Origin of the sequence: Halorubrum alkaliphilum (assembly GCF_017873815.1) — an archaeon.
In the GTDB taxonomy this organism is placed as follows: Archaea; Halobacteriota; Halobacteria; order Halobacteriales; family Haloferacaceae; genus Halorubrum; species Halorubrum alkaliphilum.
In genome coordinates, this window is the sequence record NZ_JAGGKQ010000012.1 from 17,570 (window position 1) to 36,569 (window position 19,000).

Annotated in this window: 19 protein-coding genes; 13 read left to right on the top strand and 6 right to left on the bottom strand. The window is 67.1% G+C overall.

From position 1 onward, the window contains the following. The first annotated feature begins 231 nt into the window (after positions 1 to 231). On the top strand, positions 232 to 1,509 hold the full coding sequence (locus tag J2751_RS08880; protein WP_209485272.1) for an aminotransferase class V-fold PLP-dependent enzyme: 1,278 nt from the start codon (positions 232 to 234) through the stop codon (positions 1,507 to 1,509). A gap of 104 nt (positions 1,510 to 1,613) precedes the next feature. Beyond that, positions 1,614 to 2,030, top strand: coding sequence for a PH domain-containing protein (locus J2751_RS08885; RefSeq protein ID WP_209485274.1), 417 nt, complete (start codon positions 1,614 to 1,616; stop codon positions 2,028 to 2,030). A 163-nt stretch (positions 2,031 to 2,193) separates the two neighbouring features. On the opposite strand, the gene J2751_RS08890 is transcribed toward J2751_RS08885, so the two are convergent. Further along, a complete protein-coding gene (locus J2751_RS08890; RefSeq protein ID WP_209485276.1) occupies positions 2,194 to 4,278 on the bottom strand; it encodes a dipeptidyl-peptidase 5 in 2,085 nt (694 codons plus the stop codon). A gap of 295 nt (positions 4,279 to 4,573) precedes the next feature. Here J2751_RS08890 and J2751_RS08895 point away from each other — a divergent pair, with 295 nt between their 5' ends. The 3 genes from J2751_RS08895 (at position 4,574) to J2751_RS08905 (ending at position 6,448) form a co-directional block, all read left to right on the top strand. Then, positions 4,574 to 5,164 (top strand): response regulator, encoded by a 591-nt coding sequence (locus J2751_RS08895; protein ID WP_209485278.1) that lies wholly within the window; start codon positions 4,574 to 4,576, stop codon positions 5,162 to 5,164. A 104-nt stretch (positions 5,165 to 5,268) separates the two neighbouring features. After that, positions 5,269 to 5,688 carry a Fe-S cluster assembly sulfur transfer protein SufU gene (gene sufU, locus J2751_RS08900; RefSeq protein ID WP_209485280.1) on the top strand — a complete coding sequence of 140 codons (420 nt, stop codon included), beginning with the start codon at positions 5,269 to 5,271 and terminating at the stop codon, positions 5,686 to 5,688. Positions 5,689 to 5,761: 73 nt separating this feature from the next. Next, entirely contained in the window at positions 5,762 to 6,448 is a 687-nt protein-coding gene (locus tag J2751_RS08905) for an Sjogren's syndrome/scleroderma autoantigen 1 family protein (protein ID WP_209485282.1), read from the top strand. A gap of 7 nt (positions 6,449 to 6,455) precedes the next feature. Here the strand turns inward: J2751_RS08905 and glmM are convergent, their stop codons facing one another. Beyond that, positions 6,456 to 7,817 carry a phosphoglucosamine mutase gene (gene glmM, locus J2751_RS08910; protein ID WP_209485284.1) on the bottom strand — a complete coding sequence of 454 codons (1,362 nt, stop codon included), beginning with the start codon at positions 7,815 to 7,817 and terminating at the stop codon, positions 6,456 to 6,458. Positions 7,818 to 7,894: 77 nt separating this feature from the next. Between glmM and J2751_RS08915 the strand changes: the two genes are divergently transcribed. Then, positions 7,895 to 8,497, top strand: coding sequence for a hypothetical protein (locus J2751_RS08915; protein WP_209485286.1), 603 nt, complete (start codon positions 7,895 to 7,897; stop codon positions 8,495 to 8,497). A gap of 36 nt (positions 8,498 to 8,533) precedes the next feature. On the opposite strand, the gene J2751_RS08920 is transcribed toward J2751_RS08915, so the two are convergent. The 4 genes from J2751_RS08920 to J2751_RS08935 all read right to left on the bottom strand — a co-directional run bounded on the left by J2751_RS08920 (position 8,534) and on the right by J2751_RS08935 (position 10,892). After that, a complete protein-coding gene (locus tag J2751_RS08920) occupies positions 8,534 to 9,142 on the bottom strand; it encodes a DUF7504 family protein (protein WP_209485288.1) in 609 nt (202 codons plus the stop codon). A gap of 43 nt (positions 9,143 to 9,185) precedes the next feature. Further along, positions 9,186 to 9,572: a hypothetical protein gene (locus J2751_RS08925; RefSeq protein WP_209485290.1), complete on the bottom strand. Its 387-nt coding sequence runs from the start codon at positions 9,570 to 9,572 to the stop codon at positions 9,186 to 9,188. Next, positions 9,572 to 10,267 carry an RAD55 family ATPase gene (locus tag J2751_RS08930; RefSeq protein ID WP_209485292.1) on the bottom strand — a complete coding sequence of 232 codons (696 nt, stop codon included), beginning with the start codon at positions 10,265 to 10,267 and terminating at the stop codon, positions 9,572 to 9,574. The genes J2751_RS08925 and J2751_RS08930 overlap by 1 nt, the downstream gene beginning before the upstream one ends. Positions 10,268 to 10,343: 76 nt before the next feature. Continuing rightward, positions 10,344 to 10,892 carry a chemotaxis protein CheW gene (locus tag J2751_RS08935; RefSeq protein ID WP_209485294.1) on the bottom strand — a complete coding sequence of 183 codons (549 nt, stop codon included), beginning with the start codon at positions 10,890 to 10,892 and terminating at the stop codon, positions 10,344 to 10,346. Positions 10,893 to 10,994: 102 nt separating this feature from the next. On the opposite strand from J2751_RS08935, the gene cheB reads away from it, so the two are divergent. From cheB to J2751_RS08970, 7 genes are all read left to right on the top strand, one after another. Next, positions 10,995 to 12,083 carry a chemotaxis-specific protein-glutamate methyltransferase CheB gene (gene cheB / locus J2751_RS08940; RefSeq protein ID WP_245202697.1) on the top strand — a complete coding sequence of 363 codons (1,089 nt, stop codon included), beginning with the start codon at positions 10,995 to 10,997 and terminating at the stop codon, positions 12,081 to 12,083. Further along, positions 12,083 to 14,344 (top strand): chemotaxis protein CheA, encoded by a 2,262-nt coding sequence (locus J2751_RS08945; protein ID WP_209485297.1) that lies wholly within the window; start codon positions 12,083 to 12,085, stop codon positions 14,342 to 14,344. Before cheB ends, J2751_RS08945 begins: the two co-directional genes overlap by 1 nt. After that, entirely contained in the window at positions 14,341 to 15,144 is an 804-nt protein-coding gene (locus J2751_RS08950) for a CheR family methyltransferase (RefSeq protein WP_209485299.1), read from the top strand. The genes J2751_RS08945 and J2751_RS08950 overlap by 4 nt, the downstream gene beginning before the upstream one ends. Further along, on the top strand, positions 15,144 to 16,352 hold the full coding sequence (locus J2751_RS08955) for a HEAT repeat domain-containing protein (protein WP_209485301.1): 1,209 nt from the start codon (positions 15,144 to 15,146) through the stop codon (positions 16,350 to 16,352). The genes J2751_RS08950 and J2751_RS08955 overlap by 1 nt, the downstream gene beginning before the upstream one ends. Then, complete coding sequence (locus J2751_RS08960) at positions 16,353 to 17,225, top strand: CheF family chemotaxis protein (RefSeq protein WP_209485303.1); 873 nt, start codon at positions 16,353 to 16,355, stop codon at positions 17,223 to 17,225. A gap of 261 nt (positions 17,226 to 17,486) precedes the next feature. Next, the gene (locus tag J2751_RS08965) at positions 17,487 to 18,200 is read left to right on the top strand and encodes an HAD family hydrolase (protein ID WP_209485305.1); all 714 of its coding nucleotides are present in this window, start codon (positions 17,487 to 17,489) and stop codon (positions 18,198 to 18,200) included. Continuing rightward, a complete protein-coding gene (locus J2751_RS08970; protein ID WP_209485307.1) occupies positions 18,197 to 18,856 on the top strand; it encodes a class II aldolase/adducin family protein in 660 nt (219 codons plus the stop codon). Before J2751_RS08965 ends, J2751_RS08970 begins: the two co-directional genes overlap by 4 nt. The last annotated feature ends 144 nt before the right edge of the window (positions 18,857 to 19,000 follow it).

The window sequence follows — 19,000 nt, forward strand, 5'->3', positions numbered from 1 at the left end:
GACACCCGATCGGTCCCATCTCGAACGCCAGAGCGACTCGATCCGCAAACGGGTCGCCCGCGACTCAGACGAGCCATATATAAGACGTGTCTCCCACCGTCGAAACGACTTATAAACCCTGCTGAAGAACGACGCGCGACACGACGAACCCGCCCCTCGGATCGGCTCCGCGATACGGGCAACACGTACCGGACCGAAGGGCTGTTAATACTCGGGGTCCAACAGGCTATAATGGGAGTTCAGGAACAGTACCCGTTCGACGTCGAGGCGATCCGCGACGACTTCCCGATCCTCCAGCGGTCGGTCGGCGGCGATCCCGAGACGCCGGGCGAGGGGGACGGAGACGATACGCCACTCGTCTACCTCGACAACGCGGCGACGACACACACCCCGGAGCCGGTTGTCGAAGCGATGAGCGACTACTACCGAGGCTACAACTCCAACGTCCACCGGGGAATCCACCAGCTGAGCCAGGAGGCGAGCGTCGCGTACGAGGAGGCCCACGACACGGTCGCGGAGTTCATCGGCGCGTCTGGTCGCGAGGAAATCGTCTTCACCAAGAACACGACGGAGGCGATGAACCTCGTCGCGTACGCGTGGGGACTGGAGGAGCTCGGTCCGGGCGACAACGTTGTCCTCACCGAGATGGAACACCACGCGTCACTCGTCACGTGGCAACAGATCGGCAAGCGAACCGGAGCGGACGTCCGGTTCATCGAGGTGACCGAGGAGGGGACGCTCGACATGGCCGACGCGGCGGCGAAGATCGACGACGACACCGAGATGGTCTCCGTCGTCCACGTCTCGAACACGCTCGGGACGGTGAACCCGATCCGCGAGCTGGCGGATCTGGCCCACGATCACGACTCGCTGATCTTCGCGGACGCGGCCCAGTCCGTCCCGAATCGGCCCGTCGACGTCGACGATCTGGACGTCGACTTCCTCGCCTTTTCAGGTCACAAGACCGCCGGTCCGACCGGGATCGGTGTGCTCTACGGCCGCGAGGCGATTCTCGATTCGATGCAGCCGTACCTCTACGGCGGCGACATGATCCGGAAGGTGACCTTCGAGGACTCGACGTGGGAAGACCTTCCGTGGAAGTTCGAGGCCGGCACCCCCTCTATCGCCGAAGGGATCGGTCTCGCGGCCGCCATCGACTACGTCGAGGAGATCGGTGTCGACCGGATCGAAGCCCACGAGCGGCTCCTCGCCGAGTACGCCTACGACGAGTTGGAAGCGCTCGGCGGCGTCGAGATCTACGGTCCGGCGGGCGACGAGCGCGGCGGCCTCGTCGCGTTCAACGTCGACGGCGTCCACGCACACGATCTATCCAGCATTCTCAACGACTTCGGCGTCGCGATCCGCGCCGGCGACCACTGTACACAGCCGCTCCACGACAAGATGGGCGTCGCCGCCTCCGTCCGAGCGTCCTTTTATATATACAACACCGTCGAGGAGGTTGACGCGCTCGTCGACGCGGTCGAGCAGGCACGGGATCTGTTCGCCTGAACTACATCGGCGTCGAATCACCCGCGATCGTATTCGACTCTGGTTATCATCGGTGATGATCGAGGACTACTTTTATATGTTTGTACGAAATTGATAATTCTCGTATGCCAAGTAGTGCAGCGGAGTCAATAGCGTTGTTAGAGGGAGAAGAGATACGGCATGACGTCAGACCCGCCTGGTCAAAGTGGGGTAATCTACTATTGATCAGTGTAATCATGTCGTTTTTCCTGATCGGTCTCGTCGGACTCGTTTACGTTTGGCTAGCGCGTAAAAACCACAGGTACATCGTGACGAACGAACGAGTAGTGGAGGTCGCTGGCGTTCTCAGCACCGGTACCACAGAATACCGTATCAGTGACATTCGACAAGTACAGACTGGACAAGCGTTTGTTGAGGGACTACTTGGGCAGGGGAACATCCAAATATCAACTGGAACGATGTCAGACATCGTGTTCGATGGCATTCCGGACTATCAGGCGGTGGCTAATTCGATAAGACAGGCACAGAAAGACATGGAATAGCTCGGCTGTAGCCGCTCCGATCGATCCACCCGTTTTGACTTTCATCAGCTGTCAAGTCGAGTGTCTCGTGGCTTGATCCCGAAGCGGTTCGCGGGAGCCAGTTGGGAACGCTCGTATGCCTTGTTAGCCACTCTAGATTAGTCTTCGCACGGGATCGTTGCTCTCACCGGAGCTCCGGCGGACGCTCGCCGACGAGCATCGGGACGTGCTCGGGATCGCCGGCCGGGTCGAATCCGAACGCCTCGCCGTAGAAAGCGAACTCGGCTTCGTGCGCCCGGGCGATGTTGTCGGCGTCGCGGAACCCGTGGCGCTCCTCGGGGAACTCGACGTAGGCGTACGGCGTGTCGTTCGCGACGAGCGCGTCGATCATCGCCCCCGCCTGCGCGGGCGGCACCACCTCGTCTTTACCACCCTGTAACAACAGCAGCGGGGCGGAGATCCCCTCGGCGTGATACAGCGGGGAGCGCTCGCGGTACGTCTCCTCGGCCGCCGGGAGCGGGCCGACTAGCCCGTCGAGGTAACGCGACTCGAACTTGTGGGTGTCGGCGGAGAGCGCGGCCAGATCGGCGACGCCGTAGTAGCTCGCGCCGGCATCGAACGTGTCGTGGAAGGCGAGCGCACAGAGGACGGCGTACCCTCCAGCGCTCCCGCCAGAGATGGCGAGTCGGTCCGGATCCGCTAGGCCCTCCGCCGCGGCGTAGCGGGCGGCGTTCACGCAGTCGAGGGTGTCGCGGACCCCCCACTGCCCGTCGAGCGCGTCGCGGTACGCGCGGCCGTACCCCGTCGACCCGCGGTAGTTCACGTCGAGCACCGCGACCCCGCGAGTCGTGAGGAACTGCGTCGACGTCGACAGCGTCGCCTCCGACCGGCTGGTCGGGCCGCCGTGTACCTTCACGACGAGCGGCGGGCGCTCGGTGTCGGAATCAGGACCATCGGCGTCGGGGGCCTCGACGTCCGGGTTGTGTGGCGGGTAGTAGTGGGCGTGCGCGACGGTGTCGTCCGCGCCGACGGCGTCGCCGGTCGGAAAGACGACCGACTCCGGCGTCGAGACGTACGCCGGAGCGATCGGGTCGTCGGTGGACTCACGGAGCCGACGGGGTTCGCCGAAGCCATCACTCCCCTCGTCCCCCGTACCGTTCGGCTCGGGAGACTCCGGCGACCACTCGACGACCGCGCTCGGGGCGTCCGGTCGGTGGCCGAGGAAGACGACGCGGTCGCCGTCCGATCGGATCGACGCCGGTCGAAACGACGTGTACGGGAGATCGGGGTCGACGATCTCCCCGGTGCTCGGATCGAGCAGGCGGAGGCTCGGCTCGCCGTCGACGGTATACAGGGTCGCGATCCGGCCGTCGTCGAGGAAGGCGAACGTCGATACCCCCACGAGCCACATCGGGACTCCGAACTCCGCGTCCGCCGGATGGAGGTTCTCAGCGGAGCCATCAGCGATCCGGTAGAGGTTCCACCAGCCGGTCCGGTCGGAGACCGCGTGCAGGACGCCGTCGGGCGACCACGCGGGCGAGCACACCGACTCATCGGGACCGCCGAGCGCAACCGTTTCGGAGCCGGAGACGACCTCTCCTTCGGCGTCGAGGTCCGCCACGACGAGTTCGGTTCCGTCCCACGGCATGTTCGGGTGATCCCAGCGGAGGTACGCGATCCGGTCGCCGTCGGGAGCGGGCCGCGGGGCCGCATAGAAGTCGTGGCCCTCGGCGATGACGGCCGGATCATCCGGATCGTCCTCGTCACCGGGATACAGCGGGACTCGGACGAGTTCGTTCGCCGGCTCGTCGTCGGTTCCGGGGCCGACGTGTCGCTCGCGGACCGCGTAGACGATGTCGCCGCCGGGGCCGACCGCCATGTCCGCGTATCGGAGCGCGAGCGGCTCCGGGGGCTCGGGCGTGATCGGCGTCGGTTCCGTGCTCCCATCGACCGGAAGCCGATGGAGACGCTGGTCGTCCATGCTCGCGACGACGAGGTCATCGCCCGCGACGGCGAAGTCGCCGCCGCCGTACTGGTGCACGAGGGTTCTGACGTCGAAGCCCTCCGGAGTGATCTCGTCGTGGTCGGGGGTGTCGTCCGAACCACCGAGCGCGGTCCGACAGACGACGCCGCGACCGCCCTCGGACGGTCGTCGTTCGAGCCAGTACGCGTACCCGTCCGCGACGTGGACGCTCCCGAAGCCGCGACCACCCTCGGCGACATCCTCGGGGGCGATCGGCGACGGCCACTCGCCATATGGTGTCGACATGGCCGACTGATCGCCGCCGGCCGACTTAAATATGGACGGGTCGGTGAGTGCTAGGAGGAGACAACGGACCGGGACCGCGGAACCCGTCTCCGTCCGTTGATCTGAGCTCCAACCGGGGCGTATCGGACGTGATATGACATCTCGTACCCCTCGATCTCGGCCGTATAGAGCCATGACAACCCGGATCGCACAATTCTTATTATGATACCGGGAGAAACACGACCACTGGAGAGAAGATTTACTACATACGTAGTAGCTTCCGCCGGAGACGACGCCTCGTGCTGGAACAACTATCATGACTGACCGACCATACTCGAACGCGCACGGAACCGCCCCACGAACGACCGCCGACACCGACCGATCTATTAACACTGATCGAGGTGCCGATACCGACCGGGAAGTCGACGCTGACGAGGATCCATCGGTCGACCTCCTCCACGTCGAACCGGATCCGCGGGCCGCGGAGGTGGTGGCGGCGTTCATCGACTGGGGGCTCGACGACGTGACCGTCGAGTCAGTCGATCGGCTCGCCGACGCGCTCGGAGTCGTCGGCGACGTCGACTGCGTGGTAACGGAACACCGACTCCCGGACGGAACCGGCGTCGAACTGGTCAAGTACGCGCGCGGACGGGACGTTCGAACGCCGATCCTGTTTCACACGACCTGTCACGACTCGCTCGTCGAGTCGGACGCTATCAGTGCGGGCGCGGACGCGTACGTCAGAAAGCGGTCGAACGCGGGACAGTACGACTGTCTCCTGAGGGCGATCCGCGGGCACGTCCGGACGGCGGGAAGCGGGGACGCCAAACCCGGTCCGTCGGACTCGACGCACGCCCCGGCCGGCCGATCCGAGTCGGCACCGATGCCGTTGCTGTCCGAGGAGTAGTGGTCGGCAGGCGGCCGGCGAAACCCCTCCGAGCGCGACCGACGGAACCCTTTTGAGCGACCGACGGAACCCTTTTGAGCGCGACCGGCGTACGCGAGAGCAGTATGGGACTGGGCTCGGATATGTACCGGCAGCAGATCCTCGATCACTACAAGAACCCCCGTAACTACGGGGAACTCGAGGACCCGGACTTCACACACGTCGGCGAGAACCCCTCCTGTGGCGACACGATCAAGGTGGAGATCGGACTCGACGACGCGGAAGAGGAGATCGAGGCGGTGCGGTTCACCGGCGACGGCTGTGCGATCTCGATGGCCTCAGCGAGCATGCTCTCCGAACGACTCCACGGGATGACGATCGAGGAGTTGGAGGCGCTCGACACCGAGGACGTCACGGAGATGCTGGGCGTCGACATCTCGCCGATGCGGGTCAAATGCGCCGTGCTCGGTCGGCAGGTGGCTCAGGACGGCTCGAAGATCCACCGTGGCGAGCTCGATCCCGATCGGACTCGGACGGAGGAGTAGTCCGAGCGGACGAGGAGTCGGGGACCGAGCCGAGCCCACCGCCTTTTTGCGCGTGAACCACGTTCGAACGCGTATGAGCGACGGGTTCGACAAGGAGGCCGAACGCGAGAAGCTCCGCGAGAAGTTCGCGGAGGACGAGGAGCAACGCGAACACACCCAGCGGATGTCCGAGCTACTCCTACAGGGTGCGACGATGACGAACCGCCACTGTGACGCGTGTGGCGATCCGATATTCCGACACGACGGACAGGAGTTCTGTCCCACCTGTCACGCCACCGAGGCGGGCTACGCGGTCCCGGCGGGCGGCGGACAGGTGCCGACGGGGGAGACCCCGGACGACGCGGCCGTGAACGAGTCGCCCGCGACAACGGATCGGACGGCTGGGAGTCCGGAAGGCGTCGAGCCGGCGACATCGGCTCGTAACCCACAGTCGGCGGAACCAACACGTGACCCACAGTCGGCGGAACCAGCACGTGACCCACAGTCGGGGTCCGCGCCGCGTCCGGACTCGACGACCACGGATCGTTCGGAGTCGGCGACGACCGCCGCCGGTACCTCGATGTCCTCGACCGCAGCCGGGGTTCGGTCCGAGGAGAGCGACGGCTCACCGGGTGGGATCGACGACGCCCGAGCGTCGCTCACGCGGACGCTGACACGCTTCGCCCGGGCGGCGGAGGAAACCGACGACCCGCGCCGGGCCCGCGACCACCTCGAAGCGGCGCGAGAGGCCGCCGAGGTGCTCGCGGCACTTGACCGGTAACCCACCGTCACCGGCCGCTTTCGACGGCCTGCCGCATCTCCTCGGCGAGCCGCTCGGCGCGGTCGGCGTCGGCGGACTCGGCGTAGATCCGGATCTTCGGCTCCGTGCCCGAGGGGCGCACGAGCACCCACGCGTCGCCGTAGTCGAGCCGGTAGCCGTCGGTCGTGTTCGGGGTCGCCGCCGACGTCTCGACGTAGGCCCGGGCCGCGGACAGCATCTCCTCACGCTCGTCGGCGTCGTCGTACTCGGCGTTGATGCGGACGAAGTGGTAGTCGGTGTACGGCGCGACGACCTCGCTGACCGGCTCGTCGGCGGCCGCGAGCAGTTCGAGGAACTTCGCGCCGATGTACGCGCCGTCCCGGGAGAGCCGGTACGGCGGGAAGAACACGCCGCCGTTCCCCTCGCCGGCGATGGGGACGTGAACGTCCTCCGCGTACAGCTCCCGTGTCCGCGTGATGATGTTCGTCGCGCCGATTGGCGTCAGCTCCAGGTCGGCGTCGTTGTCGGCACAGACGTCGACGAGTCGCTGAGAGACGTTGACGGCGCTGACGACCGCGTCGCCTGGCTTCAGGGCGTCGTCGGCGAGCGCCGCGAAGGAGGTGTCACCGTCGACGACCGAGCCGGTCTCGTCGACGAACACCGCCCGATCCGCGTCGCCGTCGTGGGCGATCCCCACGTCGGCGTCGCTGGTCGCGACGAGCCGCGAGAGCGCGGTCAGGTTCTCGGGGACGGGTTCGGACTCCCGACCGGGGAAGTGGCCGTCGGGCGTCGCGTTCACGGTTAGCACCTCACAGCCGAGTTCGCGGTAGATGCGGGGAGAACTGACCGAGGCGGCCCCGTGTCCGGGATCGACCGCGACCGTGAGACCCGCGTCGGCGATGCCATCCCGGTCGACCGCGTCGATCAGCTGGTCCGCGTAGTCGTCGACGACGCCCTCGACGCGGGTCGTCGTTCCCGCTCCGCGCCAGTCCGTGTGGTCGTAGTCGTCGTCGAGCACGCGTCGCTCGATCCGTTCGAGCACGTCGACCGACAGCTCGACCCCGTCGTCGCCGACGAGTTTGATACCGTTGAACTCCGGCGGATTGTGCGAGGCGGTGACGAGCACACAGGGGACCCCGGTCGACTCGCAGTAGTGGCCGACCGCCGGCGTGGGAGCGACGCCCAGCCGGTCGACGTCGCAGCCGACGGCGGCGAGCCCGCTCGCGGCCGCGTTGGCGAACAGCTCGCCGGTCGTCCGGGTGTCGCGGGCGACGGCGACCCGGTCGGCGCCCCACGTCGTTCCGGCCGCCTTCGCGATGTCGAGGACCAGCTCCGGCGTGAGGTACCGCAACGCGACCCCGCGAATGCCGCTGGATCCGAACAGCTCCATGGACGGTCTTGCGCCGGCCGACGGGAAAGCCGTTCCGAACGCGTGTGGTTGAAACCCGCGCCGCCCGTAGCGGTTCCATGACGCGATCACGACGGGAACTGCTCTCCCGCGCCGGCGGCGCGCTCGCCGCGGTCGGGACGACTGCCGCGGCCGGATGCCTCGACTTCGCGGCCGGCGACGGACCGCAGGGCCCGGAGGGAACACCGGCGACGTTGTCGTGTACCGACGAGGAGTTCGTCCGGCTGGAGGCCCCCTTTTCCGAGCCGGTCGAGACGCGAACCGTCGAGGCGAACGGGACGCGGGTCGAGCTCTCCACCGAAGGAACGTCCGAGACGTACGGGTCGTCGCTCCGGCTCGTGTTGCGGAACAACGGCGACGCGGCGGTCGCCACGCGCGGAGAACACGCCTACTCGATCCAGCGACGAACCGGGGCCGGATGGCAGGAGGTCCGGGGCTCGCCGACCGGCGAGCCCGTCGAGCTCCCCCGGGAGGACCGGTCGCTCGCGACCAACGGAACCTATAGCTGGTCCGTCACGTTGGAGGAGGACGCGCTCGCGTCGGGAGTTCCCGGCACTGAAATCGCCGTTTGTCCGCCACTGGGGCCGGGGACACACCGGTTCGTCTACTGGGGGGTCGTCGACGCCGCACCGGTCGGTATCGAGTTCGAACTCGTCGGGTGAGTTGCGCAGCGACGGGTCCGAACCCGACGACCACCCTCAGAACGTCGTCCACTCGGAGGGTTGATCCATGCGACCGCGGACGCGGAACTGGCGTTCGTCGTCCGCCATGCGGGTCTCCAAGACGAGTTCGAACGGCTCGTGGAGGGTGTGTATCACCTGCTCGTCGTGCGTGGTCGAGCCGACGACGCCGACGAACGGCCAGTCCTGCCCGGACGCCTGTGAAGTCATCACCCGCGTGAACCGGTAGATCCGCTCGGGGTCCCAGTACATCAACAGTTCCGACAGCGAGTAGACGCCCACGGCCCGAGAGAGGCCGGTCGACGACTCGACGACGTCGGTGAACTTGATCCCAATCTCGGTGAGATCGCCCGGGTTCCCGACGTACTTCGTCGTCGCGGTGTCGGCCGGTTTATCGCCCTGCTGGTGGGTGACACAGTCGATTATCACCACGTCGTCCGCGTCGGTACCCGTGATCTGCTCGTAGTCCGACCGAACCTTGTCGGCGGTACGACCGGTCGACACGACGATCGGTGCGTTCGACCACTCGAAGAGCAGCCGATTGAACAGGTCGTACTTCCCGCTCATCGGTGGCCCGCTGATGAGCACGCTGCCGGCATCGAGGACAGCGTCGGGAAGCACGCTCATATCTCTCCCTTCGGACCGAGTCGTGTAAAACCCTTCCGAGCGATCATTTTCGAAGGAACGACGGGAGCTCAAGCGACGACGGGGCCCCCGTTCGCGGCCGGTCCATGAGAGTCAGTTCATTGATGGCTCCCGGGAGCGCGGCGGGGACCGGCGCTCGTCGAGGCGTCCCGGTCTCGTCGACGAGCCGGTCCCAGACGCGTTCGGGTTCCTCGGCCGGATCCTCCAGAGCCTTCGTCCGTCCCTCGTCGTAGGCGAGTTCGACGATGCTCCGGTCGTACGCGCTCGGAAACGCCCCGAGGACGCGGTCGAGTTCATCCGGCCGTTCGCTGCCACAGCCGGCGGCGACGCCCAAGGCGAACGCGCGATCGATCGCCTCCTCGCGATCCAGCGTGTCGTCGCACCAGTCCGTACCGAACGTGCGGTCGTACATCAGTGACTCACCGTTGCTGCCGGGCCCACACGGAGTCCGCCCTCCGTGAACTCGATGTCTTGGATGTCCGTATCGATGTCCGCGCCGCGCATCTTCAACACTTGGAGGCCGCGACGCATCCCCTCGTCCTCCAGATAGTTGTGCATGAACACCACGCCGTGTGCGAGGTAGTGTTCCTCGGAGTACGCGTCGGGGTCGGTCATCTCAGAGATGAGAAGCGTCGTCGCGTCCGCCCGCTTGATCGAGGAGAGGAGCTGTATCATCGTGTCTTCGTCGTCATCGAGGAGGAAGCGCAACAGCATCGTCGAGTCGAAGACGACCCGGTCGATGTCGCGGGAGTTAATGAAGCCGGTCAGTCGGTTCGTGACGCCAGACCGGTCCCGTCGTTCGCCGGGCAACCCGAAGAAGCGCCGGCCGTCGGCCGAAAACGAGTCGAGAAAGGTGATCCGGTCGGTCTCCAACGCCCGGTCGAACCCGAAGTCGTAGCCGCCCATGTCGCGTTTGATCCCCTCTTTCGTCTCATGCATACTCACGTACAGCACGTCCTCCCCGTTTCGAGCCCCCTGCGCGGCGAACTGTGAGCAGAACGTCGTTTTCCCGCTTCCCGGAGGGCCGCTCACCACGTATAGCCGATCGGCCGGGAACCCGCCGTCGACGACATCGTCGAACCCGGGGACCCCACTGGAGGCGCGCATACCTGTATCCACTCGGGTCACCGGATAAACGTTGCCGCCCGGTTTTCATCGATGAGAACTCCGGACGACGAGTATCTCACGCGGACTCGGATCCGTCGACACCCGTGCCGTCGTCATCGACACCCGTGCCGTCGTCATCGATGCCCGCACCGTCACCAGCGCCCGCGCCGTCGATCCCGGTTCCGGCACCCTCGTCGGCATCGACCTCCGGGTCCACCCAGACGACGAACCGGTCGTCGGACTTGACGATCCCGTTGAGTCCCGGGTCATCAGCCGTAGTTCCGTCGTCGACGTTCTCGGGGCTCACGTCCCGGACCTGAAACACCTCGTCGACGATCCAGCCGACGGTCCCGCCCTCCGAGAGCTCGTCGTCGTCGAACACCACGATCCGTTCGCGAGGACCCGTCTCGCCGATCCCGAAGAGCGTCTTCGGGTCGACGATGGTGGTCGTTCGACCGCGGAGGTCCATCACGCCCTCGACGTGATCGGGCGAGTTCGGGATCCGGGTGAGTTCGCCGGCGTCGACGATCTCGTCGATGACGCCGATGTCCAGACAGTACGTTCCCTCGCCGAGGCCGAACTCCAGTACCTTCGTGGGTTCGGCGTCCGCCTCCATGGCTGCCATACACGGGGATCCGCGAATCCGACTCATAACCGTGTCCCCTGAATTATCACCTGTGATTACTGGGTCCGTGGGTTTATGCTGGTTCTGGCCGGCGTTGGGGACATGAGCAGGACGACGGATCGGCGTGGTGGGCGAGGGGGCTCTCTCCGGGTGGTCGTCGTCGACGACTCGACGTTCATGCGAGGGTTGATAACCGACCTCCTCGACGACGCCGGGGTAACGGTCGTCGGCGAGGCGAGCGACGGGGAGGAGGCACTCGACGTGGTCGCGGAGACTCGCCCCGACGTCGTGACGATGGACGTCGAGATGCCCGGCATGGGCGGGCTCGAAGCGGTCGAGCGGATCATGGACGAGACGCCGACGCCGGTGTTGATGCTGTCGGCACACACCGACGACGGCGCGGAAGTGACGTTCGAGGCGCTCGAACGCGGCGCGGTCGACTTCTTCGCGAAACCCGGCGGCGAGGTGTCCGCCGGGGTCTCCCGCGAGGCGGAGCGGCTCGTCGAGGCGGTCCGGTCGGTCGCGGACGCCGACCTCGACGCGGCGACCCGTGACGGAGCGAGCGAGCGCGAAGCGACCGGGACGGCGACCGAAACGTCCGGGACCGAGAGCGTCGACCTCGACGACCCGGTCACCGTGGTCATCGGCGCGTCGACGGGGGGACCGAACGCGGTCGAGCGCGTGCTCGCCTCGCTCCCGACGGGTGACTGCCGCGTGCTCGTGGTCCAACACATGCCGGAGGCGTTCACCTCCCGGTTCGCCGACCGGCTCGACGGCGTCTCCGCGTACGCGGTGCGGGAGGCGACCGACGGCGACCGGATCGGGGCGGGCGAGGCGCTCGTCGCCCGCGGCGGAAGCCACCTCGAGATCGGAAGCTATCGTGCCGGCCGGCTGCGCGTGAACCTCGTCGACGACGACTCGACTTCCGTGACGCCAGCCGTCGACGTGACGATGCGGTCGGCCGCCGAGACGGTCGACGATCCGCTCGTCGGCGTGATCCTGACCGGAATGGGTTCGGACGGAGCGTCGGGGATCCGGGCGATGGCGGACGCGGGCGCACGAACGATAGCACAGAGCGAGGACACCTGTGTCATCTACGGGATGCCCAAGCGTGCGGCGGAGACGGGCGTGGTCGACGCGGTCCACGACCTCGACGACGTCGCCGGCGCGATCCTCGGAGGTGAGGCCTGATGGACTCACACCGCGCGGCGTTCGTCGCCGAGGCCGAGGACGGGATCACCGACCTCAACAACGCGCTACTCGCGCTGGAGGCGGATCCGGAGGACGACGCGGCAATGGACGACGTGTTCCGCGTCGCCCACACGCTGAAGGGCAACGCCGCCGCGATGGGGTACGAGGACGTCTCCTCGTTCGGCCACGCGCTGGAGGACCTTCTCGACGCGGTCCGCGCCGGCGACCGCGAGGTGACGCCGGAACTGATGGACCTCCTCTTCGAGGGCGTCGACACCGTCGAGTCGATGGTCGACGAGATCGCCGACACGGGCGAGGTGTCGACGGACCCCTCGGACCTCGAGTCCCGCCTCCGCGCCGTCGAGGAACACGGAACGGTCGACCCGGACGGCGGCGATGACGACGGCGAAGGCGACGACGACAACGCTTCCGCAGGCGAAGCCGACGGCGACACCGCCGCCGGCGACGCGGCCGACGTCCCGATCCCCGCGCTCCCGGACGCCGCGGCCGACCTCGATGGCGATGTCGTCTACGCGGCGGTAACGGTCGGCGATAGCGCGATGCCGGCGGTCGACGCGACGCTCATCACGCAGGCGCTCGACGACCAGTTCGGGGAGTTCGTCACCGACCCCGACCCCGAATCACTGGAGGAGGGCGAGTTCGAGGACGGGTTCGACGCCTTCGTCGCCGACGCGGAAGCCGACGTCGTCGCCGAGGGACTCGACGCGCTCACCCAAGTCGAGTCCGTGAGCGTCGCCGCCGCCGATGGGGATGCCGATGCTCCCGACGACGCTGCCACGACCGGCGACGACGCCACCGGAGACGGGACCGCACCCGACGACACCGCCGCGGACGAGGTGGCGGACGAGACCACACCGGATGACGGTAGCGATGATTCGGCGGGTGACGGGCCGACGGGTGATGGGCCGACGGGTGACGACTCGACCGGCGACGGCGATGGCGACGGACCGACCGGCGACGGACCGACCGGCGACGGACCGACCGGCGATGGCGACGGACCGACCGGCGGCGACGACCGTGACGAGATCAAGTCGATCCGCGTCGACGTCGATCAGGTCGACGACCTGTACGGATTGGTCGAGCAGCTCGTAACGAGTCGGATCAAGCTCCGGCGCGAACTGGAGGAGGCGAACGTCGAGTCGGACACGCTGGACGAGCTCGACAAGCTCGCGTCGAGCCTTCAGGACACCGCGATGGACATGCGGCTCATCCCGTTCTCGCAGGTGTCGGACTCGTTCCCGCGGCTCGTTCGGGACATCGCTCGCGACCTCGACAAGCAGGTCCGGTTCGACATCGAGGGCGACGACGTCGAGCTCGACCGGACCATCCTGACGGAGATGCGCGATCCGCTCGTCCACGTGCTGCGGAACGCGGTCGATCACGGGATCGAATCACCCGCGGAGCGCGAGGCGGCCGGGAAGGACCCGACCGGCGAAGTGATGCTCACCGCGGAGCGCGAACGCGACAGCGTGATCATCGAGGTCTCGGACGACGGCGGCGGCCTGAGCGCGGACCGCCTCCGCGAGAAGGCGGTCGAGGAGGGCGTCAAGAGTCGGGATACGGTCGAATCGATGGAGGACGGCGAGGTGTACGATCTGGTCTTCCACCCGGGGTTCTCCACGGCCGAGGAGGTCACCGATGTCTCCGGCCGGGGCGTCGGCATGGACGTGGTTCGGACGACGGCCCGCGACCTCGACGGCTCCGTCTCCGTCGACAGCGTCCCCGGCGAGGGGACGACGGTCCGCTTCCGGCTTCCGGTCACCGTCGCCATCGTGAAGGTGATGTTCGTCGACGTCGGCGGGACGGAGTACGGGATCCCGATAAAATCGATCGCCGAGGTGTCCCGTGCGGACGACATCGAGACGGTTCACGGCGACGAGGTGGTCCGCCACGAGGACGACCTGTATCCGGTCGTTCGACTCAACGAGCGGCTCGAAGCCGGGAGCACTCCCGCACCGTCGGGTGTTGCGTCCGAATCAGCCGACCCGACGGAGACCACGGCGACCGACGGCGGATCGGTCGACACCGAAACCGCCTCCGAGACTGCCGACGAGGGAATGCTCGTCAGGATCCGCGAGGAGACGCGACAGGTCGCGCTCCACTGTGACGGCGTGTTGGACCAGGAGGAAGTGGTCGTGAAACCGCTCGACGGGCCGCTGTCGGGGACGCCCGGGCTCAGCGGCACGGCCGTCCTCGGCGACGGCGACGTCGTGGCCGTTCTGGACGTGGTGAGCTTATGACCGGAGACGCCGCCTTCGAGGGCGTGTTGCGTCAGATCGACGATTCCGTCCCGTTCGAGCCGGGGTACTACAACGAGTCGTACCTCGACCGCCGTATCTCCGCCCGGATGCGCCGACGGGATACGGACTCACATGCCGAGTACGAACGACTCCTCCGTGAAGAGGGCGAGGAGCGTGAGGCGCTGATGGACGCGCTCACGATCAACGTGACAGAGTTCTTCCGCAACCCCGAGATGTGGGAAGTGCTTCGCGAGGTGTTGGCCGACCTCACCGCCGAGAACCGGAGGGTCCGGGTCTGGTCCGCGCCGTGTGCGGACGGTCGAGAGCCCTACTCGCTGGCGATGCTGGCGTGTGACGACTCCGATATCGACGAGAGTCGGGTCGAGATACTCGGCACGGACATCAGCGAAGAGGCCCTCGACAGCGCACGCGAGGGCGTCTACCACACGACGCGAACGACGGACATCGCCGAGGAGCTCGCGCCCCTATCCGATCCGGATCGATACGTCGACCGCGACGAGGACACGTTCCGCGTCCGCGACGGGCCGCGACGGCTCGTGGAGTTCGACACCCACGACCTCATCAGTGACGGCTCGCGCGGACCGTTCGACGTGGTGTTGTGTCGGAACCTCCTCATCTACATCGACGTCGGTCACAAGGGGAGCCTGTTTGACACCCTCGAGGCGTCACTGGACGACGACGGCGTCCTGATCGTCGGGATGACTGAGAGCGTTCCGCCCGACAGGAGCGACCGATACGAACCGATAGACAAGCGACGGCGCGTGTTTCGGAGGGAGTGATGTCGCTGTATCAGCACGCACGGAACGGGGACATCGAGCGGCTCAGGGACGCGTTGGGGAGCGAGAACGTGGCGGTCAGAAAGCGCGCGGTCGAGCTGCTCGGCGAGCTCGCCGATCCCGACGACCAGGCGACGATCGACGGGCTCCTCCGTGCGGCCTCGACGGACGACGACCCGAAGGTTCGTGGGGCCGCGGTCGACGCCCTCGATGCGGTCGGTCAGGAAGCGCTCGAACAGCTCCTCACGGAGCTCACGGGTGGCGGCGGCTCCGAGGCCGAGTGGGTCACCGCACGGAAGTTCGCCCGGGCGCTGAAGGCCGACCGACCTGAACTCCGGATCGCGGCGGCGAACGCCTTGGAGCGTTTGAACGAGCCGAGCGCGGTTCCTGCGGTCGTCGAGGCGCTCTCGGATCCCGACCCGCGAGTGAGGCTGCGGGCCTGTCAGGCGTGTGGGGCGTTCGCCGATCCGAGGACGATTCCGGCGCTGGTCGAACGACTCGAAGACGAGCCGCGCGTCAAACGGGCGGCCGCGAACGCGCTCGGGAACGTCGGAACCGACCGCGCGCTCGACCCGCTTTTGAACCTCCTCGACGATCCGGACGAGTCGATCCGTCGGATCGCCGCGGGTGCGCTCGGTAAGGCGAACAACCCGAAGCCAGTGGAGCCGCTGGCGCGAGCGCTCGGTGACGAGAGCGCGATCGTCAGAAACGCCGCGGTGTACTCCGTCATCGAACTGCTCTCGAACGTCCCGACCGAACAGAGCCACGCGGTCCGCGATCAGGTCGTCTCCGAACTGAAAGCGGCCGACGACGAGACCGTCGTGGAGCCGCTAGTCGAGATCCTCACGCGGGGCCAACAGCGTCGACAGCGACGGAACGCGGCGTGGATCCTCGGGCGGGTCGCGGATCCCGACGCCGCCCCGGCCGTCGAGGCGCTGGCGGACGCGCTCGCGGACGACGACCCACAGACCGCTCAGTTCGCGGCGACGAGCCTGAAGACCCTCGGTGGCCCGGTAGTCGAGGACAGACTCCTCGACCGGATCGGCACCGAACACCCCGAGTCGGCGCGGGCGAAGGCCGTGTTCGTGCTCGGATCCGTCGGCGGGCAGGAGACGCTGAACCGTCTCGAAGACCTGACCGACGACGAGAGCGCCGCGGTCCGAAAGCGGGTGTTCTCCGCGGTTTCCAGCCTTCGTGCGGGGGGTGGGTAGATGTCGGGAAACGAGAGCGAGCGGAAGATCGCCGACACCCAAGCGCGATTCGCCGTTGCGGTTCGAGAGGGTCGAACCGTCAACGACGTCTCGTGGACCCCGGGACGGGTCCTGTTGTCGAACCGGCGACTGATCCTCGCCGGAAACGACGGGAAGCGAACGATCCCGCTCTCGCAGCTCCGGGGACTCGGCGGGCGTCACGACGCCAACCAGTCCATCACTCGCGTCTCGAACTACGTGAGCTTCGATCTGGGCGAGCAGGTGTTGCTCGTCGCTGCCTCCGATCACGAGGCGTTCGAACGCGACGTCTACCGGGCACTGATCGACCAGCGGACGGTGATGGCGAAACACCCCGCGGTAGCCGGTGGCGTCGTACAGGAGACCGAGTGGCAGCAGGCCCGCGTGAAGATAGACGAGAACGGCCTCAACGCGGCCCTCGAAAAGGGTGCGTTCGTGGAGTTCGACCTCGACGACATCAGCGGGCTCGACGCCGCAAAACGCACCGTGAACGGCGAGAAGAAACCGGTGATCGAGGTCTCACATACCGACGGCGACGGCACCAGCATCGAGACCCATCTCGCCGGGAAGCCGAGCCGGATGCGGTTCGTCGAGTCGTGGCTCCGGAAGGGTGAGGAGCGGAGCACGACGAACGTCGACCTGTCGAGTCGCGACAGGGAGGTGTTGATGGCGCTATACTCCGGCGTCTCGCCGTTCGAGATCCCGGCGTTCCTCGGGATCGATGTCGACGTCGTCGAGGAGACGTTCGAGCGCCTGATCGACCTGGAAGTCGTCGAGGAGGTCCGCGTACGACGGGAGGTGACACTCAACTCCCGCGGCCGGAACATCGCCAGCGAGGCGATGAACGAGCAGTGAGTGGCGTCGGCGCGTCGCTGCCGATCAGTCCGGCTAAACGACCGATCGAGACGATAGTGGCGAACAGCCGGCGGCGACGCTCCCCGGCCGGGTCGCCGGACACCCGTCTCGCCCGGACCGGGACGGTCAACAGGTCACGGCGAGAGTGGCCGCGGCTCCGTATATAAGGTCGGGCAGTCGGTGGAGAGGGGGACGTCGCGGGGTCGACGCACGCGTCCCGTCGAAGCACGCTTAAGTTGTCGCCCGTCCGAGTTTCGGAACATGAGCTACGAGGCGGTGTTGTTCGATCTCGACAACACCCTGTATCCGTACACGCCCTGTAACGAGGCCGGCAAGCGGGCCGCGCTGGCAGCGTTTCGGGAGCACGGACACGAGATGGACCGGTCGACGTTCGACGAGTTGTACGCGACCGCGCGTCGGGAGGCGAAACGCGAAGTCCGCGGTACCGCGGCGTCCCACGAGCGGTTCATCTATTTTAAACGTGCGCTCCGGATCCACGCCGACACGCACGACGCCGCGACCGCGCTCGCGGTCGGCGAGGCGTACTGGGAGGGATACATGGCGGCAATGGACCGGTGTGACGGCGTCGCGTCGGCGCTCACAACCCTGCGAGAGGCAGGGGTCGCCGTCGCCGTCGTCACCAACCTCACGACGCACGTCCAACTGGAGAAGCTCGTCCGGCTCGGGATCGACGAACACGTCGACCGGCTCGTCACCTCCGAGGAGGTCGGCCGCGAGAAACCGAGCGCGATCCCCTTCACTACGGCGCTGTCGGCGCTCGATCTCCGGCCGAGCGAGGCGCTCGTGGTCGGCGACAACGTCGAGACCGACATCGCCGGCGGGAACGCGGTCGGGGCGGAGACCGCGCTGTTCGTCGCGGACGGCGACGCGCCCGCGGACGAGGAGCTTCGAGCCCGGGAGCGACCGGATCACCGGCTGGACAGGTTCGACGACGTGATCGAGGTGGTGATATGAACGACGACGCGGACCTGCTGGCGGACGCGCGCCGGGCGGTCGTCGAGTATGCGCCTGCGCTCGCCGACCTCACTCCCGGCCGAACGGGGAACCTCAGCGTTCGCGACGGTGACGCGGTCGCGGTGACGCCGACGGGGGTGGCGTACGACGCCTTCGACGCCGCGGACGTCCCGGTCGTCGACCTCGACGGCGAGCGAGTGGCGGGTCGGATGACCCCGTCAAGCGAGGTGCCGATGCATACGGGTATTTATAAACACGACCGACCCGGCGCGATCGTTCACACCCACTCGCCGTGGGCGACGACGATGGCGACGCTCCATCAGTCACTGCCGCCGATCCACTACATGATCGTCTCAGTTGGTCGGGAGGTGCCCCTCGTCGAGTACGCCCCCTACGGAACCGAGGAACTCGCCGTCAACGTCGTCGCCGCGATGGCCGAGGCGGACGCCGACGCCGCGATCCTCGCGAACCACGGCCTCGTCGTCACCGGCCCGGATCTCGAGACCGCGGTCGAGAACACCCGTCACGTGGAGGATCTCTGTCGGCTCTATCTCCAGTCCTCGGCGGTCGGCGAACCACACACGCTCACCGACGAGCAACTCGCCGTTGTCGAAGAGAAGTTCGAGAGCTACGGACAGAGGCCGGACGACCGGTAGCCGGGCAGTCGCGACGTGCGTCGCTGGGAGCACGGAACATCGACCCCCTCTTCGGGTTGTTGAACCTGGTGGGTTGAGCGGCTGACAAATACGATCTCGTCGTCACCGATCGACGGGACTCGCTCTCGGAGTCGTGAAACGCTC

Bases quoted from the DNA above. Each gene is read 5' to 3' on its own strand.
- J2751_RS08915 (WP_209485286.1), top strand. From the start codon at position 7,895: ATGACGCGATCACGACGGGAACTGCTCTCCCGCGCCGGCGGCGCGCTC.
- J2751_RS08945 (WP_209485297.1), top strand. From the start codon at position 12,083: ATGGACTCACACCGCGCGGCGTTCGTCGCCGAGGCCGAGGACGGGATC.
- J2751_RS08920 (WP_209485288.1), bottom strand. From the start codon at position 9,142: ATGAGCGTGCTTCCCGACGCTGTCCTCGATGCCGGCAGCGTGCTCATC.
- J2751_RS08895 (WP_209485278.1), top strand. From the start codon at position 4,574: ATGACTGACCGACCATACTCGAACGCGCACGGAACCGCCCCACGAACG.
- J2751_RS08965 (WP_209485305.1), top strand. From the start codon at position 17,487: ATGAGCTACGAGGCGGTGTTGTTCGATCTCGACAACACCCTGTATCCG.
- J2751_RS08935 (WP_209485294.1), bottom strand. From the start codon at position 10,892: ATGGCAGCCATGGAGGCGGACGCCGAACCCACGAAGGTACTGGAGTTC.
- sufU (WP_209485280.1), top strand. From the start codon at position 5,269: ATGGGACTGGGCTCGGATATGTACCGGCAGCAGATCCTCGATCACTAC.
- J2751_RS08955 (WP_209485301.1), top strand. From the start codon at position 15,144: ATGTCGCTGTATCAGCACGCACGGAACGGGGACATCGAGCGGCTCAGG.
- cheB (WP_245202697.1), top strand. From the start codon at position 10,995: ATGAGCAGGACGACGGATCGGCGTGGTGGGCGAGGGGGCTCTCTCCGG.
- J2751_RS08885 (WP_209485274.1), top strand. From the start codon at position 1,614: ATGCCAAGTAGTGCAGCGGAGTCAATAGCGTTGTTAGAGGGAGAAGAG.
- J2751_RS08930 (WP_209485292.1), bottom strand. From the start codon at position 10,267: ATGCGCGCCTCCAGTGGGGTCCCCGGGTTCGACGATGTCGTCGACGGC.
- J2751_RS08905 (WP_209485282.1), top strand. From the start codon at position 5,762: ATGAGCGACGGGTTCGACAAGGAGGCCGAACGCGAGAAGCTCCGCGAG.
- J2751_RS08890 (WP_209485276.1), bottom strand. From the start codon at position 4,278: ATGTCGACACCATATGGCGAGTGGCCGTCGCCGATCGCCCCCGAGGAT.
- glmM (WP_209485284.1), bottom strand. From the start codon at position 7,817: ATGGAGCTGTTCGGATCCAGCGGCATTCGCGGGGTCGCGTTGCGGTAC.
- J2751_RS08925 (WP_209485290.1), bottom strand. From the start codon at position 9,572: ATGTACGACCGCACGTTCGGTACGGACTGGTGCGACGACACGCTGGAT.
- J2751_RS08970 (WP_209485307.1), top strand. From the start codon at position 18,197: ATGAACGACGACGCGGACCTGCTGGCGGACGCGCGCCGGGCGGTCGTC.
- J2751_RS08960 (WP_209485303.1), top strand. From the start codon at position 16,353: ATGTCGGGAAACGAGAGCGAGCGGAAGATCGCCGACACCCAAGCGCGA.
- J2751_RS08950 (WP_209485299.1), top strand. From the start codon at position 14,341: ATGACCGGAGACGCCGCCTTCGAGGGCGTGTTGCGTCAGATCGACGAT.
- J2751_RS08880 (WP_209485272.1), top strand. From the start codon at position 232: ATGGGAGTTCAGGAACAGTACCCGTTCGACGTCGAGGCGATCCGCGAC.